The organism is Congregibacter sp., assembly GCF_047617445.1.
GTDB lineage: Bacteria > Pseudomonadota > Gammaproteobacteria > Pseudomonadales > Halieaceae > Congregibacter.
This window is the reverse complement of record NZ_JBLGBE010000014.1, coordinates 28,230-52,507: the sequence shown is the minus strand read 5'-3', so window position 1 is coordinate 52,507 and position 24,278 is coordinate 28,230. Positions and strand designations below refer to the sequence as shown.

Annotated in this window: 28 protein-coding genes and 2 tRNA genes; 9 read left to right on the top strand and 21 right to left on the bottom strand. The window is 55.4% G+C overall.

All coding sequences use genetic code 11. The features are described 5' to 3' along the window. The coding region (locus ACI9KD_RS05510; protein WP_414980153.1) for a Glu/Leu/Phe/Val dehydrogenase dimerization domain-containing protein at positions 1 to 664 on the bottom strand (664 nt) is incomplete at its 3' end. Positions 665 to 802: 138 nt separating this feature from the next. Between ACI9KD_RS05510 and ACI9KD_RS05505 the strand changes: the two genes are divergently transcribed. Continuing rightward, the gene (locus ACI9KD_RS05505; protein WP_414980152.1) at positions 803 to 925 is read left to right on the top strand and encodes a glyoxalase superfamily protein; all 123 of its coding nucleotides are present in this window, start codon (positions 803 to 805) and stop codon (positions 923 to 925) included. 203 nt (positions 926 to 1,128) lie between these two features. Here ACI9KD_RS05505 and ACI9KD_RS05500 read toward each other — a convergent pair whose 3' ends face one another. The 3 genes from ACI9KD_RS05500 to ACI9KD_RS05490 all read right to left on the bottom strand — a co-directional run bounded on the left by ACI9KD_RS05500 (position 1,129) and on the right by ACI9KD_RS05490 (position 2,978). Beyond that, entirely contained in the window at positions 1,129 to 1,845 is a 717-nt protein-coding gene (locus ACI9KD_RS05500) for a class I SAM-dependent methyltransferase (RefSeq protein WP_414980151.1), read from the bottom strand. 185 nt (positions 1,846 to 2,030) lie between these two features. After that, positions 2,031 to 2,687 (bottom strand): hypothetical protein, encoded by a 657-nt coding sequence (locus tag ACI9KD_RS05495; protein WP_414980150.1) that lies wholly within the window; start codon positions 2,685 to 2,687, stop codon positions 2,031 to 2,033. Between the two features lie 48 nt (positions 2,688 to 2,735). Beyond that, positions 2,736 to 2,978 (bottom strand): hypothetical protein, encoded by a 243-nt coding sequence (locus tag ACI9KD_RS05490; protein WP_414980155.1) that lies wholly within the window; start codon positions 2,976 to 2,978, stop codon positions 2,736 to 2,738. Between ACI9KD_RS05490 and ACI9KD_RS05485 the strand changes: the two genes are divergently transcribed. Continuing rightward, positions 2,903 to 3,376, top strand: coding sequence for a tyrosine-type recombinase/integrase (locus tag ACI9KD_RS05485; RefSeq protein WP_414980149.1), 474 nt, complete (start codon positions 2,903 to 2,905; stop codon positions 3,374 to 3,376). The two genes, ACI9KD_RS05490 and ACI9KD_RS05485, sit on opposite strands and share 76 nt — an antisense overlap. Before the next feature lie 24 nt (positions 3,377 to 3,400). On the opposite strand, the gene ACI9KD_RS05480 is transcribed toward ACI9KD_RS05485, so the two are convergent. The 5 genes from ACI9KD_RS05480 to ACI9KD_RS05460 all read right to left on the bottom strand — a co-directional run bounded on the left by ACI9KD_RS05480 (position 3,401) and on the right by ACI9KD_RS05460 (position 7,416). After that, a tRNA-Arg gene (locus ACI9KD_RS05480) sits at positions 3,401 to 3,477 on the bottom strand. 37 nt (positions 3,478 to 3,514) lie between these two features. Next, positions 3,515 to 3,940, bottom strand: a complete 426-nt coding sequence (locus ACI9KD_RS05475; protein WP_414980148.1) for a hypothetical protein — start codon at positions 3,938 to 3,940, stop codon at positions 3,515 to 3,517. Between the two features lie 53 nt (positions 3,941 to 3,993). Continuing rightward, a complete protein-coding gene (locus ACI9KD_RS05470; protein ID WP_414980147.1) occupies positions 3,994 to 4,779 on the bottom strand; it encodes a TSUP family transporter in 786 nt (261 codons plus the stop codon). A gap of 158 nt (positions 4,780 to 4,937) precedes the next feature. After that, positions 4,938 to 6,992, bottom strand: coding sequence for an FAD-dependent oxidoreductase (locus tag ACI9KD_RS05465; RefSeq protein ID WP_414980146.1), 2,055 nt, complete (start codon positions 6,990 to 6,992; stop codon positions 4,938 to 4,940). Position 6,993: 1 nt separating this feature from the next. Continuing rightward, positions 6,994 to 7,416 carry a hypothetical protein gene (locus ACI9KD_RS05460; protein WP_414980145.1) on the bottom strand — a complete coding sequence of 141 codons (423 nt, stop codon included), beginning with the start codon at positions 7,414 to 7,416 and terminating at the stop codon, positions 6,994 to 6,996. A 146-nt stretch (positions 7,417 to 7,562) separates the two neighbouring features. Here ACI9KD_RS05460 and ACI9KD_RS05455 point away from each other — a divergent pair, with 146 nt between their 5' ends. The 3 genes from ACI9KD_RS05455 (at position 7,563) to ACI9KD_RS05445 (ending at position 10,222) form a co-directional block, all read left to right on the top strand. Then, positions 7,563 to 8,357: a thioesterase family protein gene (locus ACI9KD_RS05455; RefSeq protein ID WP_414980144.1), complete on the top strand. Its 795-nt coding sequence runs from the start codon at positions 7,563 to 7,565 to the stop codon at positions 8,355 to 8,357. Between the two features lie 90 nt (positions 8,358 to 8,447). Continuing rightward, positions 8,448 to 9,329 carry a methylated-DNA--[protein]-cysteine S-methyltransferase gene (locus tag ACI9KD_RS05450; protein WP_414980143.1) on the top strand — a complete coding sequence of 294 codons (882 nt, stop codon included), beginning with the start codon at positions 8,448 to 8,450 and terminating at the stop codon, positions 9,327 to 9,329. Beyond that, positions 9,326 to 10,222, top strand: coding sequence for a DMT family transporter (locus ACI9KD_RS05445; RefSeq protein WP_414980142.1), 897 nt, complete (start codon positions 9,326 to 9,328; stop codon positions 10,220 to 10,222). The genes ACI9KD_RS05450 and ACI9KD_RS05445 overlap by 4 nt, the downstream gene beginning before the upstream one ends. 14 nt (positions 10,223 to 10,236) lie before the next feature. Here ACI9KD_RS05445 and ACI9KD_RS05440 read toward each other — a convergent pair whose 3' ends face one another. The 3 genes from ACI9KD_RS05440 to ACI9KD_RS05430 are packed head-to-tail and all read right to left on the bottom strand — an operon-like array spanning position 10,237 to position 13,083. After that, positions 10,237 to 10,491, bottom strand: coding sequence for a hypothetical protein (locus ACI9KD_RS05440; RefSeq protein WP_414980141.1), 255 nt, complete (start codon positions 10,489 to 10,491; stop codon positions 10,237 to 10,239). 40 nt (positions 10,492 to 10,531) lie between these two features. Beyond that, entirely contained in the window at positions 10,532 to 11,665 is a 1,134-nt protein-coding gene (locus tag ACI9KD_RS05435; protein WP_414980140.1) for an aminotransferase class I/II-fold pyridoxal phosphate-dependent enzyme, read from the bottom strand. Positions 11,666 to 11,676: 11 nt separating this feature from the next. Beyond that, positions 11,677 to 13,083 carry an amidohydrolase family protein gene (locus ACI9KD_RS05430; RefSeq protein ID WP_414980139.1) on the bottom strand — a complete coding sequence of 469 codons (1,407 nt, stop codon included), beginning with the start codon at positions 13,081 to 13,083 and terminating at the stop codon, positions 11,677 to 11,679. Positions 13,084 to 13,109: 26 nt separating this feature from the next. Between ACI9KD_RS05430 and ACI9KD_RS05425 the strand changes: the two genes are divergently transcribed. Continuing rightward, positions 13,110 to 13,769: a hypothetical protein gene (locus tag ACI9KD_RS05425; protein ID WP_414980138.1), complete on the top strand. Its 660-nt coding sequence runs from the start codon at positions 13,110 to 13,112 to the stop codon at positions 13,767 to 13,769. Positions 13,770 to 13,778: 9 nt separating this feature from the next. Here the strand turns inward: ACI9KD_RS05425 and ACI9KD_RS05420 are convergent, their stop codons facing one another. Both ACI9KD_RS05420 and ACI9KD_RS05415 read right to left on the bottom strand, forming a co-directional pair. Further along, positions 13,779 to 15,227 (bottom strand): aminopeptidase 1, encoded by a 1,449-nt coding sequence (locus tag ACI9KD_RS05420; RefSeq protein WP_414980137.1) that lies wholly within the window; start codon positions 15,225 to 15,227, stop codon positions 13,779 to 13,781. Positions 15,228 to 15,323: 96 nt separating this feature from the next. Beyond that, positions 15,324 to 15,803, bottom strand: a complete 480-nt coding sequence (locus ACI9KD_RS05415) for a DUF952 domain-containing protein (RefSeq protein WP_414980136.1) — start codon at positions 15,801 to 15,803, stop codon at positions 15,324 to 15,326. A gap of 65 nt (positions 15,804 to 15,868) precedes the next feature. On the opposite strand from ACI9KD_RS05415, the gene ACI9KD_RS05410 reads away from it, so the two are divergent. Next, a complete protein-coding gene (locus ACI9KD_RS05410) occupies positions 15,869 to 17,485 on the top strand; it encodes an N-acyl-D-amino-acid deacylase family protein (RefSeq protein WP_414980135.1) in 1,617 nt (538 codons plus the stop codon). Here the strand turns inward: ACI9KD_RS05410 and ACI9KD_RS05405 are convergent. Next, entirely contained in the window at positions 17,469 to 18,683 is a 1,215-nt protein-coding gene (locus ACI9KD_RS05405) for a winged helix-turn-helix domain-containing protein (protein WP_414980134.1), read from the bottom strand. The two genes, ACI9KD_RS05410 and ACI9KD_RS05405, sit on opposite strands and share 17 nt — an antisense overlap. A gap of 108 nt (positions 18,684 to 18,791) precedes the next feature. On the opposite strand from ACI9KD_RS05405, the gene ACI9KD_RS05400 reads away from it, so the two are divergent. Beyond that, complete coding sequence (locus ACI9KD_RS05400; RefSeq protein ID WP_414980133.1) at positions 18,792 to 19,109, top strand: hypothetical protein; 318 nt, start codon at positions 18,792 to 18,794, stop codon at positions 19,107 to 19,109. Further along, positions 19,109 to 19,402: a NadS family protein gene (nadS, locus tag ACI9KD_RS05395; protein ID WP_414980132.1), complete on the top strand. Its 294-nt coding sequence runs from the start codon at positions 19,109 to 19,111 to the stop codon at positions 19,400 to 19,402. The genes ACI9KD_RS05400 and nadS overlap by 1 nt, the downstream gene beginning before the upstream one ends. Before the next feature lie 70 nt (positions 19,403 to 19,472). Here the strand turns inward: nadS and ACI9KD_RS05390 are convergent. From ACI9KD_RS05390 to rplT, 6 genes are all read right to left on the bottom strand, one after another. Further along, positions 19,473 to 19,549, bottom strand: a tRNA-Pro gene (locus ACI9KD_RS05390). A 137-nt stretch (positions 19,550 to 19,686) separates the two neighbouring features. Continuing rightward, on the bottom strand, positions 19,687 to 20,052 hold the full coding sequence (locus ACI9KD_RS05385; protein WP_414980131.1) for a MerR family transcriptional regulator: 366 nt from the start codon (positions 20,050 to 20,052) through the stop codon (positions 19,687 to 19,689). After that, complete coding sequence (gene ihfA / locus ACI9KD_RS05380; RefSeq protein WP_414980130.1) at positions 20,030 to 20,335, bottom strand: integration host factor subunit alpha; 306 nt, start codon at positions 20,333 to 20,335, stop codon at positions 20,030 to 20,032. Before ihfA ends, ACI9KD_RS05385 begins: the two co-directional genes overlap by 23 nt. Before the next feature lie 42 nt (positions 20,336 to 20,377). Then, complete coding sequence (gene pheT, locus ACI9KD_RS05375; RefSeq protein WP_414980129.1) at positions 20,378 to 22,756, bottom strand: phenylalanine--tRNA ligase subunit beta; 2,379 nt, start codon at positions 22,754 to 22,756, stop codon at positions 20,378 to 20,380. A gap of 37 nt (positions 22,757 to 22,793) precedes the next feature. Next, positions 22,794 to 23,807, bottom strand: a complete 1,014-nt coding sequence (gene pheS / locus ACI9KD_RS05370; RefSeq protein WP_414980128.1) for a phenylalanine--tRNA ligase subunit alpha — start codon at positions 23,805 to 23,807, stop codon at positions 22,794 to 22,796. 108 nt (positions 23,808 to 23,915) lie between these two features. Beyond that, positions 23,916 to 24,275, bottom strand: coding sequence for a 50S ribosomal protein L20 (gene rplT / locus ACI9KD_RS05365; RefSeq protein ID WP_414980127.1), 360 nt, complete (start codon positions 24,273 to 24,275; stop codon positions 23,916 to 23,918). Between the last annotated feature and the right edge of the window lie 3 nt (positions 24,276 to 24,278).

Sequence of the window (24,278 nt, the reverse complement as noted above, 5' to 3'; positions counted from 1 at the left end):
CGCGCATGAAGTAGACGACACCGTAGCCGGTCGCCTCTTTCCTGCCGACACTACCGCCGAACGAGATTCCCTTGCCGGTCATTGCACCGGTGAAGGTGTGCGACAGGCGACGATACTGGCCGAACAGGTAGCCGATCTCCCTCGCGCCGACGCCGATGTCTCCTGCGGGCACGTCCTTATCCGGGCCGATGTAGCGGTGCAGTTCGGTCATCAGTGACTGGCAGAAGCGCATTACCTCGCCATCGCTCTTACCTTTCGGATTAAAGTTAGATCCACCCTTGGCACCGCCCATAGGCAGGCCGGTAAGGCTGTTCTTGAAGATCTGTTCGAAGCCGAGGAACTTAAGCACGCTCTCGGTGACGGTTTCGTGGAAACGCATGCCGCCCTTGTAGGGACCGATGGCGTTGCAGAACTGTACGCGCCAAGCACGGTTGGCGCGTACATTGCCTTCATCATCGACCCAGCTCACACGGAATGAAATGACGCGGTCGGGTTCGGTTAGGCGCTCCAGCAGGCATTCGCCTTGGTAGTCTTTATGATTCGCGATGAATGGCAGCACGTCGGAGGCCACCTCTTGGACGGCTTCGTGAAACTCTTCCTGGCCTGGATTGCGCTTGCGCAAGCCAGCCATGAATTGGTCGATGTTGGTGCATGTGTTCTTCATAGGGGTACTCGATTGGTAATCGTTGATTACAGACGCCTTATCGGGACGGGGCAACCCAGGTCGCCTTCGATCCGGTGGATTTCATTGCGCAATTGGCCGCCCTCGTGACAAAACCGCGGCCGCATCAATGGACGCTACTTGTCACAGCCAGTTTCGGCCACGTTGATTGCTGTTGAGGCTTTGCGCCCTGGCTGGCATCGTTTGGATCTCAAACTGGACACCCCTGTCGATACCTTCACCTTCGACAGCTTTTCTAACTAGCGACAACGAATCCGAGCCGCAGCTGGCCCGGCCGCAGAGTCTCTGGATCGCACCTCAATTCACAATAAGCGCCGTAAAATGGGGTGATTAAGTTCTCCCGCGAGCGCAGCCAGCGCACGCGGGAGAACTTACTGAGTTTTCTGAGGCGTTTTTAGCCGCGATGATTGTGCACCCAAGCTATAAAACGCCTTCTCATCTTCTGCCTACGGCTTACGAAACATCAGGGTCCAGCGGTCCGTATTGCCAGTGACGGTCTTGCGACCCACTTCGTAGCGCAATTCGTCATCGGCTCGGTAGTGCAGGTTGGAGTAGTCAACAAGCTCGAAGCCGGCGGCCTGAATCTCCTTGATGGCGTGTACCGGGTCAACGCGCCGTCCGTTCTCGTCGTTATCACCCTGCATGTGTCGGCGCGTATGATCCACCACCGCATAAATGCCTCCTGACTTAAGCGAGTCAAAAACAGATTCGTTCAAGGCCATCCGCTTGTCTTCGTCGAAATTATGATAGTTACGAAACGTTAGCACCATGTCGACATCGTCGATATCGAGGTCAATATTGGCGAATTCGCCGGTCTTCTGAATCTCGCCAAAACCGGGCTTACCCGCCAAGGACTCCAGCACGCGGTCTGCGCCGAAAGCGACATAGAACTCACCGTCCTCGGCCAGTACAGGCGCCAGCAACTTCGTGTACCAGCCACCTCCCGGAAACAGTTCGACCACTTTCATATCATCACGTAAGCCAAAGAACTCAAGAGTCTCGACTGGCTTGCGGTTGCGATCTCTACTCGTCTCGGCCTCTGATCTGACCGGGGCAGCCATTGCTTTTTCCAGCTTGGATTTAACGGCGTCATAATCGGCGGCGACAGCAGGCGATCCTGCGATACCTAGCGCCATAGCGATGACAAAAATATTTCTCTTCATGTGGTGCCTCACGTTTTTGAATTGGTGAAATGGTGATTTCAAGCCTGCAATATAACCGGCTCTGATAAATTGTGTATCTCGGTCGACAGATATTACTTTCATCATGCCGCACCAGTGGTAATCGTGCGAATCCGTTTTTGTTGCGCCCACTTGTGCGGGAGGCATCAAACATTTGATGTTAGTCGCTAACGCGCCGGATTGGCCAGATCAGCCTCGGCAGCAATGTAACCAAAGAAACTCCAACTGGATCCCGACACGATACTTCGCAGCAGTTCGTCTGATCGCGCCCTGTCACCGTTGTAGTAGTAGTTGGCAAGCCCGTAAGCGACGGCCGCATTGCTCGGATCGTCACCGTTCGCATCCATCATTTCCTCCATGGGGAGACCGCCTTTATACAGAAGACAGAGCTGGTGATAGCTCATGTTTTCGGTGATATTCATATCGACGCTAATCTCGTCCAGAGCCTCCGCGGCGTTGGCGTCTTCACCCATACGACGCAAAATCATATAAATCCAATGCCCGCTCGACACGAGGTTGTCATCGTTGCCGCCCAGACGATACCCGCTGCGAAACGCCGCCAACGCCAGAGGCCAGTCCTGCTTGAGATAGTACGCCAGACCCAGGTGGTACCAGACGTTGCCCTGCGTGGTGGTCAGAGGGATGTTCAATGCATTGGGCATACCATCGGGCTCGATAGCCGACGGCAAATCCTGCATCAGCACGACCGCACGCAGAAAATCGCCAATGGCGTCGTCAAACTTGCGGACGGAGAGATAGCGATGCCCGCGGTGTCGATAGAAACGCGGATCACCAGGAAACGTCGAAATACCGTCGCTGAACACCTTGATCGCGCGACGATAATCGCCGGTGTAGGCAATGCGCCTGCCCAGCTAGATATTGGCTTCGGCGTCCCCGGGATCGACGTCGTAAGCGTGCTGGGCTGCGCGGAGATTCTCCAGCGTTTGCTCGCTCGGCCCTGCGGCGTAGAACGGCCACCCATCGAGCGAGACCGCCTGAGCCCTCTCGGGCAAGGCCGAAGTTTGCGCTGCTAGCGCCTGTGCAGTTCCCAGAGGCACTACCAGTAGCAGCAGCCCACACAACAGTATCCGGGAACAACTCGACTTGTTTTGCATGCCTTTCCTCTCATCTCTCATTGGCCGTCCGGGCAACACCCTCGAAGCTTGGCGAACGCCTCGGTACGCTGCGCACCTCTGCCTGGCGCCGCGCGTGGTCGCGTGCGGGGCTCCCGGAGGATCCGATGGTCATGAAGGGGGTACACAACCTGCGCCACACCTGTGGCCGCAGACTGCGCGCCGCCGGCGTACCGCTGGAAACCAGGAAACTACTGCTGGGCCACGCAAGTGGCGATATCACCACCCACTACTACGCAGCAGAGCCAGGAGAACTGCTGTCGGCTGCTCAGAGGATTACGGATCGGGGTACTGCACAGACGCCTGCTTTGGCCATTATTCAGGGTCAAAAACAGGCTGTCGGAAAAACGTCGGAAATAAAAAAAGGGTTACGAGCGTGAAACTCTGTAACCCTTTGATTTATATGGTGCGCCCGGCAGGATTCGAACCTGCGACCCCCTGGTTCGTAGCCAGGTACTCTATCCAGCTGAGCTACGGGCGCGTAGCGGGCGGGACTATAGATATCTAGACGTTTTCTGTCAAGGCTGAACACCGCCATCAATGCTTCCGCCCTGCCCATCGGCAGAGAAGAACAAACGGAAAGGTATTTTCTGATCACTTCTAAATTTCACGAGCAGGCCATAGTGGTCGTTATCGTAGTCATCGACCCATTCGGTTTCTAACTCGGGCAACAAGTCCGGCATTTCGGTCTCTTCCGGAGCCTGGCCAACCACCCTCACCTCTTCCATGTCATAGTCGGAAGCCATCACGACTTTAGGCACCTTCATCATCACAGTCTGAAAGCCGGTGGACGGATCCTGTTTGACATCCATGACCTGTGCGCCGGACTTACCGTCTCGCTGCCCTTTGACCAGCTCTAACCAGTCGCTCTCCATACCCAAAGACTGGGCGAACCCCATCAATGGAGACAGGGCTAGCAGTGCGACAACGCTTCGAAAAATCATGACAGTTACTCGTTTAGTCTATGGTCTAAGGGTAGCGGGTATTTTGGGTCGCGTCAGCCTGCAGTCCAACTGAGCCAAAACCTGGCAAGACCTGCTGCGCTGACCATCAACAGTGCAATGCCCAGATACCTAAAAAATAATTGCGTATCCGCCCGCAGGCTATAGGCATGAAACCTCAGGCCCAGCACATGCCCAATGGCCGCACAGGGAAGCAGCCACAGATGCTCGCTCCACTGCAGGTCTACGTCTGTAAGGACAAACGCCAGAAGCTTAAGACCCACCAGAACTATCCACAGCACGAATAAAGTATCGCGCAGCTGCTCCTTTGAGACTCGGCTTGCCGCCACCGGCACCACCAGAGGAGCCGCGATCAAGGACACACCGCTCACATACCCCCCAAGCATGAGGAAGAAAGCATCCACGCGCTTGCTGTTACTTTTAAACGGCCGACCCACTATGTAACTAATTGCATATAGAGTGACCGTGCAAAAGATGAATCCGGTTACCAGCGAACCAGGCAGCGTAATCACTCCAGCCACACCAATGAGCTTGGGCACGATCATTAGGGGCAGCGCGTAGCGCAGAAATTCCCAGTTGATCGTGCTAACCGCCTTCCCTTGCTTGGCATCCGTCCGATGGGCCTGCCATACCGTTAAGCCCGAGAAAAACAGCAGGTGCACCGAAATAATCGGTAAAAAAAGCAGCGGTTCATCGCGAATCAGCAGCAAAAAAGGCAGCGTAAGTACCGCACCACCAAAGCCTAAGCCGGAGCGCACAAAGCCCCCCCAGACAAACAGTAAGGCGATGACCCCGTATTCCCAGGGCAGTAAGTCACTCACCGACAACGGCCTCATTGTCGCTAAGTAGCAAGCATCTCCAGTCAGCCACAAAATAGGTGGGCACGGGCACGATTAATTCACCTTGTTCAAATGATTTGCACAGCGACCCAAGCGAGCGCGCTGAAACATGACTAGCTTTTAACGGCGACCAAACTCACTCATAGCTCGGCTGCCAAGCGACAGGCCTGATCGATGGCGCGTTTTGCATCAATCTCCACGGCCAAATCGGCGCCACCGATCAAATGAACGCCCTTTCGCGCACTCACCAACGCATCGAATAGGCTACGCTCCGACTCCTGCCCTGCACAGACCACAATAGCATCCACCGGCAAAAGCTGCGGCTCGTCGTCAATAGAGATATGCAGCCCACGATCATCAATGCCGTCGTAGCGTACGCCCTTGAGCATATGCACGCCCCGGCGCTTTAAGGCCAGCTTATGCGTCCAGCCAGTGGTCGGACCCAAGCCGCGACCCGGGGAGGTCGGCTTGCGCTGCAAAAGAAAGATCTCCCGATCCGCAATTTCCACCACGGGCTCCACGCCGGCAACACCACCGCGAGGATGATTCTCGAAGTCGATCCCCCACTCCCGGGCAAAAACATCGCGGTCCAGCGCGGCAGAAACGCCCGCGTGAGACGCAAGCTCCGCAACATCAAAGCCTATGCCACCCGCCCCGATGATCGCTACCGATTTACCTAAAGACCGCGTGCCGCGGATAGCCTCGTCATAGCTCATCACCATCGGATGATCGATACCCGGAACTTCGGGATCGCGAGGGACCAGGCCTGTGGCAATCACCACCTCATCCCAATCATCAGCGCTCAGCTCATTGGGGTTCACCCGATGTTCCATGTGTACTGTCACGCCGGTGAGTTCCAGCTGGCGTTTGAAGTAACGAATGGTCTCGGCGAATTCCTCTTTGCCGGGTATACGCATGGCCAGATTAAAGTGTCCACCTAACTCATTGCTTGCCTCAAACAGTGTCACCTTGTGACCTCGCAACGCGGCAGTAGTCGCAAACGCCAAACCCGCCGGACCCGCACCGACCACGGCAATACGCTTGGGCGCAGTCGTCGGACGGTAATCCAGTTCAGTTTCGTGACAAGCCCTGGGATTCACTAAACAGGACACCGTCTTCCCACGAAAAGCGTGATCAAGGCAGGCCTGGTTGCAGGCAATGCAGGTATTGATCTCGTCCACACGACCCTCAAAAGCCTTATTGGCAAACTGCGAGTCGGCCAACATCGGGCGCCCCATAGAGGTGATATCGGCAAACCCGTCGGCAAGTACCTGCTCGGCCACTTCGGGCATGTTGATACGGTTGCTCGTGATCATCGGTATGGAGAGTTCTTTGCGCAGACGCCCGGTAACGCTAGCAAATGCGGCACGAGGCACCCGAGTACTGATGGTAGGTACCTGCGCCTGGTGCCACACAAAGTGCGTACTCATGATGGATGCGCCGACGGCCTCGATAGCTTTGCCGAGGGTCACCACCTCGTCCCAGCTGCTGCCATCTGCCATAAGCTCCATAGCTGCAATACGATAGATAACGATAAAATTGGGACCAAGAGCCTCCCGGGTACGCCGCACAATCTCCACAGGCAGACGCATTCGGTTTTCATAATCGCCGCCCCACTCGTCCTGTCGGTGATTGGTCTTGTCCAGTAGGAAGGTGCTCAACAAGTAACCCGCAGAACCAATGATCTCGACGCCGTCGTAGCCCGCGTTCTTTGCACGCTGAGCGCAGAGCACAAAGTCCTGAATGGTTGCCTCGATATCATCAACCGTCATCGCCCGAGGCTCGCGGCGACTAATAGGTGATGTGATGGGCGACGGTGCTACGGGATCAGCGCTGTGAGCCAGATTGCCGGCGTGCAGTATTTGCAGGCAAATTTTGCAATCCGGCGCAGCTTCGTGCACCGCATCGGTAACAAGTCGATGCATGGGCACATGCGCATCACTGTTAAAGGCTCCGTACTCGCCGGGCGCGAGCGCCGCTGAGTCGTTAGGCGCATTCCCACCTGTAATAATCATGCCAACGCCACCGGATGCACGCTCCGCGTAGTAAGCGGCCATCCGCTCAAAGCCTGCGGGGCCCATCTCCTCCAGGCCAGTATGCATAGACCCCATCAAGATGCGGTTCTTAAGTTGGGTAAAACCAAGATCCAGCGGCTCAAAGAGATGGGGAAATTGTGGATGCATGGTGTCACTCATCTCAGGCGCCAATGACGTCGAGATAGCCTCGGTTGATTGCTGTTTCCAAGGCGTTAACCGCCGCTCGTAGTTCTTCGTAGGCCTCACGCCGACGCGCCAGCATGGCTATCTGCTCATGGGATGGCGTGTCGGGCGATATTTTTGCGATCTCAATTAACTCCTGAAGATAGAAAAGTCGTGCTCGAGCCGCCATGGTGATCACCGGTCGTATGGAATCGACGCTCAGCTCTGGTATGGATGGATTCATGATTTCACGATTGACATCACGCCGGATTTTTTCCAACTCTAATAAGAGTCTGCTGCTGTCTTTTTCTGTCATGAGTGCACCCTTCTGTACGCGCTTACGAATATTTTTGATGGCGCAAACAATCACAGGAAATCCGTGTGTGGTCAAGGCTTCAGGAACGCCACCGTGCACGCCCAAAGCCTGTCCTGCTCAGAGTGCGTCAAGGGCTAGCTTCGTTCGCGCTGAGCGGGTACTTTCTGCGTCCAAGATATGCGTCACACTGGCCAACATTAACGACCTTGGCAGCATCACAATTCCAAACTCATCACAGAGGTCATCGGGCAATGAGCTTCGAGAAGGCAACCGCGATAGACAGCACGCAACAACCCTATACCGCAGAGATCGCCGAAGGCTGGGATATTGTGGGCAACGCCAATGGCGGCTACCTACTCGCTCTAGGCGCACGAGCTATGGCACGCGCAGCAGGCCGACCACACCCCATCACCGTCACAGCTCATTACCTGGCCCCCGGCAAACCTGGCCCGGTCACCATCGACCCGCAAGTCATCAAAGCAGGCAAACGCCTCACCACCGTTCGAGCGACCTTACAAAGCCCCGATAAACCCCTCATCGAACTACTGGGCAGCTTTGCCGATCTAGAGAGCTTTACCGGACCTGCTCGCGTGGACGCTAGCCCACCGGATCTCCCTCCCCCGGACCAATGCGTACGCTCGGTACCGAATCCTGAGCGGGGCTTCCCACCGGCTATGATGGGTCGCGTGGATTTACGGCTGCATCCGGACGACGCGGAATTTCTCCGTGGCAAACCCTCGGGCGATCCTTTGATTCGCGGCTGGCTGCGTTTTCCCGACAATCAGCCCATGGACCCCTTTGGCCTGCTCTTGGCAACGGACGGCTTTCCCCCTACGATATTCAATGCCAATCTTCCGGTGGCATGGACCCCGACGGTAGAGCTCACGGCGCACATCCGAGCAATACCTGAACCTGGCTGGCTGCGCTGTCGTTTCAGCACGCGCTTCATTAGCGGCGGGATGATGGAAGAAGACGGGGAAGTCTGGGACAGCAGCGGCCGCCTTGTTGCCCAGTCACGACAGCTGGCTTTGACGCCCAGATCCTAGACGAGCAATCGGATGCTTGAAGCAAGAATCGGGTGGCGGTCGAAACGCAGTAAAGAAACACTGTAAGCCCCGGTAAAAAAGAGTTTGTGTATGCGTCACCACAGTGCGTCTGCGGATGCGACAATTCGCCCTATGTCTGATTCCTCATACAGCCCTTCTGATCACTATCAGCTCGTTGCCAACGCGATCCACTACCTTCGCGAGCACCAGCGCGAGCAGCCGGGTCTGGAAGCGCTGGCTCAAGCGCTGGATACCAGCCAATCGCATCTCCAACGAACGTTCAGTAGTTGGGCCGGCGTATCACCCAAGCGCTTTTTGCAGATCATTACGCGGCAGTACGCGGTAGAAGCACTGCGAGAGCAGACCTCGGTGCTGGATGCCAGCCTCGACGCCGGGCTTTCAGGCCCCAGTCGTCTCCACGACCTGACGTTAAGCTGCGATGCCATGACTCCCGGCGAGATTGCCAGCTACGGCAAGGGACTGTGTTTGGACTATGGATGGGGAGATACTCCATTTGGCCCGGCCTTTATCGCCTGGAGCTCTAGAGGCGTCTGTCAGCTGAGCATTCATAACAGTCGAGTGGAGACAGTAAGCCAGAGCTTCAACGAAGAGTGGCGTGGTGCCACACGGCAGGAAAACAATGCTGCTGCAGCGGATCTGCTGGAACGCGTTTTTGCACAGCCTCTGGAGCGCGGAAAACTGCACTTACTGCTTAGAGGCACCAACTTTCAAGTCAAAGTCTGGGAAGCCTTGATGCAGGTCACGCCGGGACAACTCGTGAGCTATCAGCAACTCGGTGCAATCGCCGGGACGGGGCAGGCTCATCGCGCGGTAGGTTCAGCGATGGCTCGCAATCGCATTGCCTATCTCATTCCCTGTCATCGGGTCATTCGACAAGGCGGAGATTGGGGTAACTATCGCTGGGGTCTGGAACGAAAAATGGCCTTACATCTTTGGGAACAGAACGAATGAGTGCAGCGCAACTCGCACAGCTCGTCACTCTGGCGGCGATCTGGGGTGCGTCGTTTATGTTCATGCGCATCGCCGTACCGCAGCTTGGTCCGGTGTGGCTGCTCGAAATGCGCTTGGTCGCCGCGTCTCTAATCCTGCTTGTCATTAGCAGTGCTCTGCGCCGCCCTCTTCACATTCGCAAGCACTGGCGGCACTATTTGATTCTGGGCGTATTCAACACGGCGCTACCCTTTTGGGCTTTTGCCTACGCCGCACAAACACTCCCCGCCTCGATGTTGGCGATACTCAACTCGACGGCGCCACTTTGGGGCTTACTGATCGGTTTTGTCTGGCGAGGTAAACCCATCACGCGCCGCGCTATCCTCGGATTGCTGCTAGGGATGTCCGGCGTAGCGAGCCTGGTCGGTCTCGGAGGGCTCGCGGTGCAACCCGAAGCCCTGTTTGCCGTCGTACTCACCGCATCGGCCGCTGTTTGTTACGGTATCGCCAGCAGCTATGCAGAATACGCCGAAAAGGTAGAAACCTACGCCAATGCCCACGGCAGTCTGTGGGCTGCCACGCTGCTGCTTTTACCCTTCGTACCCTTTGCGCCTATGCCCACGGTATGGCCCCCGGGCGCAGTAGCCGCAGCCCTGATTCTCGGCGTGCTATGCACCGGCGTTGCTTATCTTCTGTACTTCCATCTCATTGCCACCGCAGGAGCACCCTCGGCGCTGACCGTCGGGTACTTAATCCCCTTGTGGGGTGTACTCTGGGGCTGGTTGTTTTTGGACGAAGCGGTAGGGCTGCACACGCTTCTGGGTGCGGGGCTGGTACTGAGTGGAACAATGCTGGTGACCAACTTCAGGCCATCACGGGTGCTTCGCGCGCTCGTAAAACCGTCCACGGATTAATCAACCGAGGCTCGCTATGATTGCCATTTGCGAATCAGCAAAAGCAAGCCATAAGACAGCGGAGAGACCAAAAGCACCAACGCTACAAGCAAAGCGGGGAGTAAAAGCAGCGCCCAGAGTCCATCCAGCGAACTGAGGTCCACATCAATGTCAAAGCCACCACTGACACTACCGGCAAACAACAGCGCAACAAATATCACCACGCCCAGGGCCACACCGGTCAGGAGGCCCATCACTAGCTGAGTTCTAAGAAAAGACAAAAACGTCATGTCAGCCTGGGCCCCGGTAACTCAGTCGTTGAAAAAACCTCTACAACTCCGCCAGGATCCGCCCCGTCAGATCATTGATTCGCGCAAGACCCTCCCGGAGATGATCGTCTGGCAGGGCCGAACTAAATCGAAAGTGCTGCTCTACCCCAAATCGAGAGCCGGGAATCACCAACACCCCTTCCTCCGCCAGGAGTCGCGCGGCAAATTCATCACAGCTCAGCGGAAGCTCAAACTTTACAAAGGACATCGCCGATGCCTCCGGAGGCACGACGGAGTAAACACCCCCATGCACCTTGAGTCCTTCGCGCAAGGTTTCGAAACCGCGGCGAATAAGCCCTCTCGCCCGCGCAGTGATAGCGTCCCGGGCAGCCGGTGCCAGTGCGGCACAGGCCAACTGCATAGACATCATGCTTGCGGTAATCGATGCATATTCGTGACGACGCCACAGAGCAGGAATCAGCGACTCCGGTGCAAGCAGCCAACCCAGTCGTAGCCCCGGCAAGCCATACGCCTTGCTCATAGAGTTGATGGCAATCACCCGACCATAATCACCCCAGAACGACGGCGTGGGTTCATCGGAGTGTCGTTCGGTTCCGCAGTAGACCTCATCAGTCACGATCCACGCGCCGACAGATTTTGCTGCATTAATGATCAAGTCCCGGTCCGCCGCGCTCAGTATTCGTCCTGTGGGATTGTTGGGGTTAACGATATGAATGATGCGGGTGTCGTTATCCACAGCTGCCGCCAACGCTTGTGCATCGATGGCCCAGCCTCGGGCTTCGAGCATGTTCACCGTACGAACCTCAAAGCCCAAGTTATGCGCATTCCCCGCAAGCTGCTCGTAGGTAGGACTAAAGCGAACGAGGTTGTCACCAGGCTCAAGCAAGGTCGCTGCCACGAGCGTGTTGGCCTCTGTGGCCCCAACGGTGACCAACACGTTTTCGGCGTGAGCGTTTGCATACAGTGCCGCAATGCGCTCACGGAGCGCTTGGTCGCCATTGACCTGCGGATAGTCCACCAGCGTGGCGAGCAGTGCCTCAGTGTCGATGCCAGCCAGCTCAATGAGCTCGGCGTAGCTCATGGGATGCACACCACTTTCGGAGAAGTTGAAGTGAACCCCGTGCTCAGTCTCGGACAGATACTGCTCAACCGCGAAGGCTTGAAAATCCGTCATGCTTTTTGTCCTTACAGTGCCGACTCGACGGCTTGACCGTCTTGCTTGTAGACCACACCGTTTTTCATCACAAAGTCCACGCGAGAGAGCAGGTTGATGTGTCGCAGCACATCGCCCTTAACAGCGATGATGTCGGCGTATTTGCCAGCAGACACGGTACCCCACTTGTCGGATACGCCCATCATTACGGCACCCCAGTAGGTTGCGGCGCGAATGGTACTCATAGGGTCCACATTCATGACGTTGACCCATACGTCCATCTCATTCCAGGTGCTTTGGCAATGAAACTTCATGGGTATACCGCTATCGGTGCCCACGAGCATCACAACACCGGCATCGCGTAACTGCTGGAACTTGCGCTTGAGCGTGGGCTTTCGCAGCGGCGTGAGCTGCGTGTAGGCCAGCTGACCAGGCTCCTGAATAGACGCCTTGATGTCAGCAATGGTCGAAGGCTCAAGACCCCGGTGCCAGCATTCGTTATCCAATTTCTCGGGATTGGCTACCGTAAGATCGTAGTTCCACAAACCTTCGACCGTGGGCGTCCAAAACATCGGGCCGCCGGCAATACGTCCCGTCGCGGTACGCTCGCGAAGCAGCTCAATAACATCTGCCGGGTACTCTGGCGCCGTCGTCAGACCGGTGTGCTCAAAGTTATCCACACCAATCTCAATACCCCGGCGAACTTCGTCTGGCCGATGCGAATGCGCCACGACTTTCAGGCCGTGCTTGTGGGCTTCATCAACCACCGCTTGAGACTCCTCAAGAGTCATTTTGTCTTGGTCAATCAACTTAATAATGTCTACACCCGCATCAGCGAGTTTCTTGACCTTGCGTCGTCCGTCCGCAGGGCTATCAACCCCCCAGCGATAAAAGTCGGTGCCCGGATAAGGCTCGTGCTGAATAAACGGTCCCGATACAAACAGTCTGGGGCCCGGTATCTCCCCGGACTCTATGCGACTCTTGACCGAAATAGACGCTTCCAGCGGCGCCCCCAGATCCCGGGCGGTAGTTATTCCCGCAAGCAATAGTTGCACCGCGCTTGCAGGCATAATCTCGCTGGCAAAACGGTCCACATAAGTAGGATGCCAATGACTATAGTCAGCGTGACCGGTGAGCATTAGGTGCGCATGGTTTTCCCAAAGCCCTGGCAGTACATCCATGCCCTCGGTGGAGACCACCTCGTATCCCTCAGGTACGGGCAACGTCGACACAGTGCCAACCTGTTGAATCACGCCGTCTTCTACCAATATCACGCTGTTGGCGATCGGTTGGTGTCCATAACCGTCTATCAAGCGCCCGCCCACTAAAGCGGTGCCCGCTGTCGCGGATACCGATAGGAGCGCGCCGCTTAGCAGTGCAGCGGTGGCAACGACCGCATAAGCAGTCGTTTTGAGTGTTCCTGTTTGTAGTCTCGTCATCTATCGCACCCCTGTCTTTTTAGTTTGTGCGCCGTATAGAAACGCAGCGCTCTCGCAGCAGCAAGCACCGAACCTATGCACAAACCTTCGTTGACCTTCAGGAGAAGTACAGCCATTGTTCAGAGCATTACAGCAATAACTATTGGGAGAATCCCCTTATGCGCCAACCACTGAACACGGTGCAACACACCAGCCAAGGGCTCAGCACTTTGGGATCTCGAATATTGATTGTAGCGCGAAAGCGCCCGCATACTCGACTCGCTACAGCAATGCTATGCGCGCTCGTAGGTAGCACGCCGCTTGTGCATGCCCAGGAGGATCAGGAGCAGCAGGTACTCAAGGCAGTCACTTCACTATTTGATGGTATGCGCGCCAAGGATGCCGACACACTGCGCTCGGCATTCCTGCCGGAAGGACGACTGGGCACAGACGGCACGGAGGCATGGATCACGCAGGTATCCAACTCAGACGCCTATCTGGACGAGGTCACCTTTGATGAAACAGTACTTGTCGACGATGGCATGGCTATGGCCTGGACGCCCTACAACTTATTTGTGAATGGCGAGTTCCATCACTGCGGTGTGGATATTTTTAGCCTGCGTAAAGCTGAGGGCCAGTGGAAGATTCTTCAGTTAGACGATACGCGCCGCACCGAGGGTTGTGACCCCGAGCGGCGAGGTCGTTGAAATAGTTAATCAATCGGCGAAGCGGTAAAAAGCGTTCATCGCGCGATACAACATGTGGACATCAACTTTGGAGCTCACAGCATAGGTTGAGTGGATGGACAGGACCGGTACACCGTAGTCGATGACCTCCATGTTACGCCGGGATAGTGAATTGCCAATCGTCCCGCCGGAGGCGCGACCCTTATAGGTCGCTGTCTGCCAGGTCACGCTAGCGTCGTCAAGATAAGCACGATTCCATGCCATGAACTCAGAGTTTGCGTTGAATCCCCCGCCGTAGAGCTTGAGATTCACGCCATAACCTAAGCGCGGTGCGTTACCCGCCTCCCATACACCGGGATGACTAGGGTGTACTCCGGGATTCACATCAGAAGAAACGACTTTGGTATTGCGCAGTGCCCGCCGCACATCAATATCGGTATAAGCGTCGCCTCGCTCTCGATATATAAGCTCCGCGAGTAGATCAACAAAGTAGTCAGAGTTCGACCCGGTGTTATTGACGTTCCCCACCTCTTCATTGTCCACAAGGAATGCAACCGCTGTTCTGTTTGGCTGAGTCTGTTCAAGAATGGCGCGCAGTGCCGTGTATGAAGAAAGCTTGTCGTCCTGTCCGTAGATGGCCATCATGCCGCGATCAAAGCCCACATCCCGGGGAGCCATTGCAGGTACGATCGCCAACTCGGCGGACACCAGGTCGTCTTCGTCAATATCGTACTCGGCTTTCAGATAGCCAAGGACCGAGTCCTTTAGCGACGAGTCCGAGGGAGTGATGGAGGCAATAATCGGATCCAACTCCTCGCCCATAATGACGTCACGATTGGTTCGTTCACGATAATCCTGATCAACATGCGGCGAAAGATCCGGGATGATGAAAACAGGATCGTCTTCGCTCAGGCCCACAGAGATCGTTACCCGGTCACCATTTTTCTTATCGACATGCCCCACCAATGCCAGCGGAAGATTCACCCACTGATAGTTCTTGATGCCCCCGTGACGATAGGTTTGAAACAGTGCAAAGCCCTCTGACTCATAGAGCGGACGCCCCTTAAGCTCCAGCCTGGGAGAGTCAACGTGTGCGCCTACCACACGAAAGCCGTCGGTCATGGGCTCAGAACCCACGACAAAGAGCGTCAGTGTTCGCCCTCTATTCACGTCATAGTAGCGATCACCAGGGCGAAACTTACCGCTCTCCGGCATTGCTTTAAAGCCCGCTTTCTCGGCAATTCGCACCGCCTCAGTGACAAAACTCAGCTCTGTCTTCGCGCGACGCATAAAGTCTTTGTAGTCTTCGGCAAACGCGAACACTTCACTACGTTCGTCTTCAGAAATCGTTTGCCAGGCTGATTGGGGGCCCTGCGCATCATCAGCGCTAGTGTTAAGGCTCGCGAGCATTAGCGACGCCAAAAGCACCGATGAAAAGGCAGCGCGTTTTGTGAGCATCGTGGGGGTCTTCAAAGGCATTCAAGCGTTCTCCGCGTTGTCGTTGTGATTGTCGCTGTGATTATCGTTGTGATTATCGTTGTCGAAATTGGGCATACCCAAGTACCGCGAGAAAAATCAGTCAGTCACGCCTTCAATCGACAGGAACGTCCCATCCTCGGCTCTCACGATGGTGTGTGCCTCAAGCACGGCGCCGGCCTTGATACCGCCGAGAATATGCGGGAACAACTCGTCGGTAGCGCCTTCAAAGTTTGGCGGTATGTCGCCCACAGGGGCGGTCCCTTCGAACACCGTCCTTACCCCGGTCGAGGCAAGACTCTCTACTGTCATACGCAAGCAGTACCAATCTCCCTTTACTTGGGGATAAAAGTGGTTCGCCACGTTCATCAGTTTTGCCGGGTTAGAGGTACCGTGGGTAAAACCGTCTACCTCATAGGTAGGCGGAAAGTAGGTCGTATCATCTGCAAGCACCTGTTCCCAAAGCGTCGCCTGCACCATATGAAAGACATAAGGGAAGCCCGTGGGGTTGAGTGGATCGTCGGCCTGAGCGTTAGAAAGCGTAAACGTGGCAATCAGTAAAATGAAAAATCGCCGCATGAAAAGTCCTTAAATGCTGAGTAATTAGATTGAGTTACCCTTAGTTTACGAAAAAGGAGTCCCTCGTGTTAGTAAACAGATCAAATCGCCTCACGCGCCTTTCGACGACTGGCATCACAACGGGAATTGTCGTCGCCTTAAGTTGCCTTGCAGCGGGGACCCTCCTTCCCAGCGATAGCATCGCCGAGACTCAGGTCGCGGCAATGCGGGGCTCGATCCTTATACACAACGCCAAAATCGTTGATGGTTCTGGAGAGCCCGCATCGCGAGGTGCGATCCGAATAATGGATGATGTGATTGTTAACGTCGGCGAACTGTCACCCCAACCAGGCGAGCGTGTTATCGATGCCAACGGTCTCGTCTTAGCCCCGGGCTTTATCGACACGCACAGTCACCACGACGATGACGGCGCCCTAAGCGAGAACCCAGACGCACTCCCCTTGCTCACTCAGGGCATCACCACCAGCGTGTTTGGCCAAGATGGCGGCCACAACTATCCGCTGAGTGAGTTTCTCACTGACTTCGATCAAAGCCCCGCCAGCGTCAATGTCGCTTCTTATGTGGGTCACAACACGCTGCGCGAGCGCGTCATGGGCGATGACGCCCAGCGGATAGCCACAGACGACGAGGTCGATGCTATGCGCGCAATGCTCCTGGAGGAGCTCGCCGCGGGTGCTCTGGGTCTATCCACCGGGCTGGAGTATGAGCCCGGTATCTACTCACAGACCGACGAGGTCCTGGTTCTTGCCAAAGCCACGGCGACTCAAGGGGGCCGATACATCTCCCACGTGAGATCTGAAGATCGCTTCCTGTGGGATGCCATGGACGAAATTATCGAGATCGGCAGGCAAACGGGTATGCCGGTGCAGATTTCTCATATCAAGCTTGCTGCCAAAAACCTCTGGGGGCAGGCGCCGACACTACTGGAGAAGTTGGAGGCGGCGCGCGCAGAAGGCATCGACATAACCGCCGACGTTTACCCCTATGAATATTGGCAATCAACCATGTGGGTACTGCTACCCGACAGAAATGCAGACGATCTGGAAGAAATCGCATTTGTACTGGAGCAGCTCACGCCTGCGTCGGGAGTTATCTTTACGCGCTTCGAACCCAACCCAAGCTATGTGAACCAATCCGTAGCCGAGATCGCTGCGCTTAGGGGTAGTTCAGAGGTGCAGACGTTTTCTGACCTTTTAAAAGAAGCTGATGTCTGGTCAACAGCTCACGACGGCGCTTCCGCTGAATCGATTATGGGAAAATCCATGACCGAGTCGGACATCAAAACCTTTATTGCCTGGGAGCACACCAACATCTGTTCCGACGGCGGCTTTGACGGACACCCCCGGGGACACGGTACATTTCCTCGAGTGCTCGCACACTATGTTCGCGATAAGAAAATACTCTCGCTAGAGGCGGCGGTAGCGGCAATGACATCGCGTGCGGCTGATCATATAGGCCTCACGGACAGAGGCCGTATTGCGCCGGGCATGAAGGCCGATTTAGTGCTCTTTGATCCCGAAACCATTCAAGACCATGCGGGTATCCGGGACGGACAAGTTCTATCGACGGGTGTTCACAATGTGTGGGTCAATGGGCAACTCGTGCTGGACGATGGAGTGGCCACGGGGACACATTCTGGAAGAGTGCTCCGGCCGGCATCCCAGGTCATCCCAAAGCGGTAAGCTCGCGCCTCAGACGCCCGGCCCAACGCTTTGGATAAACCTCGGTCAGCGACACCGACTCACAACCCTGAAAAGGCAGAAAGCGTCTAAGGGCCTCGACGAACGCCTGCACAAGCAGGCCCTCATCATGATGATTCAGCTCCCAATGCAGCGCTTTGATCTCCAGGTGTTGGATTTTTCGATGCGCCTTGCAGTCCATGCGCCCAACAAACTCATCGCGAAAAAGCAGCGGCAACGAAAAGTAACCGTGCTGACGTTTAGCCTCGGGCACGTAGCACTCCAGCTGGTAGTCAAAATCAAATAGCGCTTTGAGTCGGTCTCGCTGAATCAGGCTGTTATCGAACGGCGACAGTATGTGCATCCAATTGCTAACCCGGGGCAAGGATCGATCGAGAGCGCCGGCCTCGATAATCAATACGTCGCCATTGGGCGTCTGAACCTGTTCTAGCGTCTGCTGTGCGAGTCCTCTATCAACGAGGGTCTTTACGGCGGCGCGCAATGGCGCACTCTTGCGTAAGTAGGTGACACCCGGTCGCGACACACAGCCGTGACTGCGCAGTTGCTGATCGAGCAGGTACTGTGCAAACTCTTCGATGCTGGGGGTTCGGGTATCGACATGACTCGGAAGCACGCGCTCAGCGAGGTCATAGGCCTTTTGAAACCCTTCACGATCACTGACCATCAAGTCGCCCTGCATATATAGCTGCTCTAGTGCCTTTTTTGCCGGCTTCCAATCCCACCAACCTTCTCGCTTGGGCTGATTGCTTTTGATGTCCCGGGAGCGCAGTGGGCCATCGCGGCGAATACGATCCAACAAATCCCGCATAAGTGGTTTATCCGGGGACTTGTACCAATGGATCTGACCGTTTTTGATCGCCTGCTTATAGGGCAAAGAAAAACGGAACTCGGCCATGGGAAGAAAGGCTGCCGCATGACTCCAGTACTCAAAAATATCGCGATTGAGTAAAAGCTTGTTCATCATTGCCGGCTTAAAGCCAGGCACTCTGACATGAAGTACATGATGGTGAGCTCGCTCCACCACCGAAATAGAGTCAATCTGCACGTAACCAATGTGGCTGATAGCCTCGGCGGCTCCTGCAAGCCCCGTCCCAAAGGACTGGTTCTGGAGCAAACCCTGGGCCGACAATGCAAGGCGCCGTAAACGTAGTGTATCCGCAGGTTTTTTAAAAATTTGCATAGATCGGCCCCAAGTGCCATCACAACATCATAAGTGCCTGGGAGGCGGAACGCACAGCAGCAATATACGCCATTGACGTACGTACGCCATTGACTTACTACCGGCCTCGTGATTTTTATTGGAACAACAATCTTTACGCAACAGATATCAAATCTTCTAAGTGATGATGCCTATGCTGAGTTTCAGCAATACTTAGCGGACAACCCCACCTCCGGCGATGTCATTCAAGGCACAGGTGGTCTTCGTAAAATTCGCTGGTCGTGTAAAAACATGGGCAAGCGCGGCGGTCTCCGGGTGGTTTATTTTCATGTCAGTGCCGATTGTCAAATCCGGCTTTTACTGGCTTACAAAAAGAGTGTGGCAGACGACCTGACCGCCCAACAGAAGACAGCACTACAACATTCAATACAGAGGTGGAACCAATAATGGATGAAAAACTATTTGCCGACTTGATGGCCAGCGTAGACGAAATGGGCGAGATAAGCAGGGGCGAGAAAAAACCGTCAAGAGAAACGCACATTGACGCTGTTCAAGTGAAGCAAGTTCGATCTATGACCAAGCTGTCTCAGACAAAGTTTGCCACCTTGATTGACGTGTCGGTTGGCACGCTAAGAAACTGGGAGCAAGGTCGGCGTGAGCCTACAGGCCCGGCACGCATACTGTTTCGCGCGATCAGGAACGATCCAAAGGCAGTTTTGAAGGCCATACAATCGGAGTGAACAATACCCTGATCTTCTACTTATTAGGCAGAACTGGCAGAGTCAATTAAAATCGTTGTGGAAGAAAAAATGGTCGGGACGGCAGGATTTGAACCTGCGACCACCACACCCCCAGTGTGGTGCGCTACCAGGCTGCGCTACGCCCCGAGCGGTAGAACTTGATCACTTAGTGAGAACTCACCTCAGCAATCGAGGCGGCATTATACGCAAGTAATTGTTGCTGACAACGATTGACGCTACTAATGGTTGTCGCTGACTACTAATGCCAGCGCAGCAAGGGTTAACTAGCGGCCGGGCCTTAACAACTCGAGCAATTCTTCCAGATCATCAATAGTTTCCTGAATCACTGCATCGATATGCGTTGGATGAACACCTTTGGTCTTCTCATCGGTCATACGCTGACGCGCGCCACCGATGGTGTACCCGTCGTCGTACAGCAAGGTACGAATCTGGCGAATAGTCAGAACATCCTCACGCTGATAATAGCGACGATTACCACGGCGTTTCACCGGCTTGAGCTGCGGAAACTCCTGCTCCCAATAACGCAATACGTGCGGCTTTACCGCACACAACTCGCTCACCTCACCGATGGTGAAGTAGCGCTTGCCTGGAATGGGAGGGAGTTCGTTATTGTGACTCGGTTCCAGCATATTCCTCTACTCTGGCCTTGAGCTTTTGCCCCGGCCTGAAGGTTACCACTCTGCGAGCAGAAATCGGAATTTCCTCTCCCGTCTTTGGGTTACGTCCCGGACGCTGGTTCTTGTCACGCAAATCGAAATTGCCAAAACCCGAAAGCTTTACCTGTTCGTTGTTCTCCAGGCAGCCTCGAATTTCTTCAAAAAACAGTTCGACTATTTCTTTCGCCTCGCGCTTATTCAGCCCAAGCTCTTCAAATAATCGCTCTGCCATTTCGGATTTGGTCAGTGCACTCATGCTCAACCGTCCCGGTCACACCTTAAACTGCGAACTTCCGTTTTACCCGCGAAGCTCCGCTTGATAGTTTTCTTTCAGCGAATCAATGACTTGCTGAATGCATTTATTGACTTCATTATCATCAAGGGTGCGCGAATGATCCTGAAAAGTCAAACCCAGTGCGACACTTTTGCGAGCAGGATCAATACCTTTGCCCTCATAGACGTCAAAGAGCGTTAAGTCTTGAAGGTAAATGCCTGCGTTAGCGCGGACATTGGCTAAGAGTTCACCAGCTGCCACGGCCTTATCCACCACCACCGCTACATCGCGGCGCAGCGCTGGGTATCGCGACACCGGAGCAAACGCAGGGATGACAGCAACGCTGAGGATCTCAAGATCAAGCTCAGCCACCATGACCGGAAGATCAAAATCCAAGTCCTTTTGCAAAGTAGGATGCAGCGCGCCAACAAAACCTACGGTGCTATCACCGCGCTTGAGCCACGCTGTTTGCCCGGGATGCAGTGCACTGCGCTCCCCGGCCTCAAAGTGAAAAGACGCGGCGTCGCCGGTCAATTCCAGCAAAGCCTCTACATCCCCCTTGAGATCATAGAAATCGGCATTACGACTGGGCTCGGCCCAGCCCTCGGCAGCCAAAGAGCCCGTGATTAGCATAGCAAGGCCAGGACGCTGACTGAGTCCCTCAGGACCGGGAACGAAACGCAAACCCGTCTCGAACAAACGAACCCGTGGTTGTTGTCGTTTTACGTTGTGCTGTGCCGAGCGTAATAAACCTGCGAGCAGACTGCTGCGCATCACCGCATGCTCCGGGGAGATCGGATTATTTAGCACAACGGGGGCAATATCGGGATCGAGCTGCTTCTGAATATCCGCATCAACAAAGCTGTAACAAATCGCCTCGTAGTAATCTCTAGCCACCAGAGCCCGGCGCAGCTGCTTGAGCCGAACCTTTTCTTCCGGTATCGCCGGTAACACCACGTCGGCACGGATACGAGTCACCGGCAGATTGTTATAGCCGTAGACTCGCGCCAGTTCCTCGAGAAGGTCGGCCTCGATACGCAAATCAAAACGCCAACTTGGCACTGCGCATTCCCACGCTCCGTCTACAGAGGTCACCTCTAAACCAACACCGCGAAGAATCCGCTCGACTGTCGCATCATCGATGACCACGCCCAGCAGCCGCTCAATACGTGCCGCGCGAAGATGTATCGGTGCCGGAGCCGGCAGGTCGTCTTCAGACACCGCTTCAGTGATCGGGCCCGCAGCACCCCCTACTATGTCCAGCAACAACTCGGTAGCGCGCTCCATAGCCCGGCGCTGTAGACGAAAGTCCACACCACGCTCAAAACGGTGTGACGAATCCGTATGCAGACCAAAGGACCGGGCCTGGCCGCTCAGAGGCTCGGGCGCAAAAAATGCCGCCTCAAGGAGCAGCCGCGATGTGCCCTCGCCTATCGCAGAATCTGCCCCGCCCATGATGCCGGCAAATGCCAGAGGTCCTTGATGATCAGCAATCACCAGATTGCCCTCACCCAAGGTGATCTCCTGATCATTGAGTAAGGTGAAGGACTCTTCTGCACTCGCCTCACGAACGATGATCCCGCCACTGATCTTGTCGAGATCAAAGGCATGCATCGGCTGCCCGAGTTCAAGAAGCAGGTAATTAGTAATGTCCACGGCCGCATCGATACTGCGGAAGCCGCAACGGCGAAGCCTCTCCTGCATCCACAGGGGCGTAGGCCGGCTCAGATCAACCCCGTCGATGACACGGCACAGATACCGCGGGCAACGCTCTTTCGCACGCAGCTCCACTGTGACAGCCTCATTCGTACTGACCGTTTGTACATTCTCGGGGGGTGCGCACACGGGCAGATCGTTCAGCAGGCCAACTTCTCGTGCTATTCCCGCAAGACCCAAACAATCCGAACGGTTAGGCGTCAGCCCGATCTCAATACTCACGTCGTCAAGCTTAAGATAGTCGCGAAGATCCGTGCCCACGGGCGCATCCGCTGGCAGCTCCAAAATACCGTCCTTCTCTTCGGACAGCCCCAGCTCCGAGGCCGCGCAAAGCATCCCCTGAGACTCGACACCGCGAAGCTTTGCCGCCTTGATAGCAAAGTCACCCGGCAACAGCGCCCCAACAACCGCCAAGGGTGTTTTCAAACCTGCACGCGCGTTGGGAGCGCCACAAACGATCTTCAGGGTATTGCCGTTGCCCGCATCCACGGTGCAAACGCGCAATTTGTCCGCATCCGGGTGCTGAACAGCCTCGGTAATCTCGGCGACGATCACGCCGCTAAACGCACCAGCCACGGGCTCGATAGCATCCACCTCGAGACCTGCCATCGTAATTTGATGTCCCAGGGCCTCACTGCCCATAGCGGGATTCACCCACTCGCGCAGCCATTGCTCACTGAATTTCACGTGATAACTCCTTTATGCCGCAACAGTTGCCGCGCAATCAAAATTGCGCAAGGAAACGCAGGTCGTTTTCGAAGAAGAGTCGCAGGTCGTTGACGCCATAACGCAGCATGGCGAGACGCTCTACTCCCATACCAAAAGCGAAGCCAGAGTAGCGCTCAGGATCAATACCCGCCATTTCAAATACGCGAGGATGAACCATGCCGCAGCCCATCACCTCAAGCCAACCGGTGTGGCTACAGACACGACAGCCATCACCACCGCAGTGCACGCACTGAATATCGACCTCGGCACCAGGCTCAACGAAGGGAAAGTACGAAGGACGAAAACGCACCGCGAATTCCTTTTCGAAGAAAACCTGAAGGAACTGCTCAATGAGCCCCTTCAGATCCGCAAGACTCGAATGCTCGTCCACCAACAGCCCTTCGACCTGATGGAACATAGGTGTATGCGTCAAATCTGAATCACAGCGATACACACGTCCGGGGCAAATCACTCTAAGCGGCGGCTCGCTGCTTTCCATCACCCGCACCTGCACAGGTGAAGTATGAGTCCGCAGGACGGTTCTTGGATCGACAAAAAACGTATCGTGTTCCGCGCGCGCCGGATGATGAGGAGGAAAGTTCAGCGCCTCAAAGTTGTAATAGTCGTCTTCGACCTCGGGACCATCGGCCACCGAGAATCCGGCGGCGCCAAAGAACTCTTCAATGCGTTCAATGGTGCGGCTAATCGGATGCACACGACCACCGCCCGCAGCGCGGCCGGGTAGCGTCACATCGATGGATTCGTTCGCCAGGCGAGCACTGACGGCAGCTTCTTCCAGAGCGGCCTTGCGCCCGCCGATCAGCGCCTGCATCTCCTGCTTTACTACATTGATCTGCGCACCCGCAGCCGGCCGGTCTTCTGGGGAGAGTGACGACAGGCCTTTAAGCAGAGCCGTTAGCGCACCTTTTTTACCCAGATAGTCGACTCGGGCCGTCTCCAGCGCCGGCACATCAGGGGCGGCGTTAATCGCCTGACGTGCTTCGCTGGCAAGTTGTTCGAGGTTTTCCATGGTCCATTAGTACCCATAAAAAAAGGGAAAAGGCTGCGCCCTCTCCCTTTGATTTTTCTGTGTTGCAAGCCGTACCGCTATCGCGGCGGGATTGATCCAGCCAGTGGCTTAAGCAGCGATAGCTGCTTTCGCTTGCTCCACGACCGCTGCAAAGGCTGGCTTGTCATGTACTGCGAGATCCGCAAGTACGCGACGATCCAAACCAATGTTGGCCTTCTTAAGACCATTGATCAGCCTGCTGTAAGTCAAACCATTGGCACGGGATTGGGCGTTAATACGCGTAATCCACAGTGCACGGAACTGACGCTTGCGTTGACGACGGTCACGATAAGCGTACTGACCTGCTTTAGTGACAGCCTGCTTGGCTACGCGAAAGACGCGTGAGCGCGCTCCGTAATAACCTTTGGCTTGCTTTAGAATTTTCTTGTGTCGACGGTGTGCGACGACTCCACGTTTTACGCGAGGCATAGT

Bases quoted from the DNA above. Each gene is read 5' to 3' on its own strand.
- ACI9KD_RS05500 (WP_414980151.1), bottom strand. From the start codon at position 1,845: ATGAAGAGAAATATTTTTGTCATCGCTATGGCGCTAGGTATCGCAGGA.
- ACI9KD_RS05490 (WP_414980155.1), bottom strand. From the start codon at position 2,978: ATGCAAAACAAGTCGAGTTGTTCCCGGATACTGTTGTGTGGGCTGCTG.
- ACI9KD_RS05475 (WP_414980148.1), bottom strand. From the start codon at position 3,940: ATGATTTTTCGAAGCGTTGTCGCACTGCTAGCCCTGTCTCCATTGATG.
- ACI9KD_RS05465 (WP_414980146.1), bottom strand. From the start codon at position 6,992: ATGAGTGACACCATGCATCCACAATTTCCCCATCTCTTTGAGCCGCTG.
- ACI9KD_RS05455 (WP_414980144.1), top strand. From the start codon at position 7,563: ATGAGCTTCGAGAAGGCAACCGCGATAGACAGCACGCAACAACCCTAT.
- ACI9KD_RS05450 (WP_414980143.1), top strand. From the start codon at position 8,448: ATGCGTCACCACAGTGCGTCTGCGGATGCGACAATTCGCCCTATGTCT.
- ACI9KD_RS05445 (WP_414980142.1), top strand. From the start codon at position 9,326: ATGAGTGCAGCGCAACTCGCACAGCTCGTCACTCTGGCGGCGATCTGG.
- ACI9KD_RS05440 (WP_414980141.1), bottom strand. From the start codon at position 10,491: ATGACGTTTTTGTCTTTTCTTAGAACTCAGCTAGTGATGGGCCTCCTG.
- ACI9KD_RS05435 (WP_414980140.1), bottom strand. From the start codon at position 11,665: ATGACGGATTTTCAAGCCTTCGCGGTTGAGCAGTATCTGTCCGAGACT.
- ACI9KD_RS05430 (WP_414980139.1), bottom strand. From the start codon at position 13,083: ATGACGAGACTACAAACAGGAACACTCAAAACGACTGCTTATGCGGTC.
- ACI9KD_RS05420 (WP_414980137.1), bottom strand. From the start codon at position 15,227: ATGCCTTTGAAGACCCCCACGATGCTCACAAAACGCGCTGCCTTTTCA.
- ACI9KD_RS05415 (WP_414980136.1), bottom strand. From the start codon at position 15,803: ATGCGGCGATTTTTCATTTTACTGATTGCCACGTTTACGCTTTCTAAC.
- ACI9KD_RS05405 (WP_414980134.1), bottom strand. From the start codon at position 18,683: ATGCAAATTTTTAAAAAACCTGCGGATACACTACGTTTACGGCGCCTT.
- nadS (WP_414980132.1), top strand. From the start codon at position 19,109: ATGGATGAAAAACTATTTGCCGACTTGATGGCCAGCGTAGACGAAATG.
- ACI9KD_RS05385 (WP_414980131.1), bottom strand. From the start codon at position 20,052: ATGCTGGAACCGAGTCACAATAACGAACTCCCTCCCATTCCAGGCAAG.
- ihfA (WP_414980130.1), bottom strand. From the start codon at position 20,335: ATGAGTGCACTGACCAAATCCGAAATGGCAGAGCGATTATTTGAAGAG.
- pheS (WP_414980128.1), bottom strand. From the start codon at position 23,807: ATGGAAAACCTCGAACAACTTGCCAGCGAAGCACGTCAGGCGATTAAC.
- rplT (WP_414980127.1), bottom strand. From the start codon at position 24,275: ATGCCTCGCGTAAAACGTGGAGTCGTCGCACACCGTCGACACAAGAAA.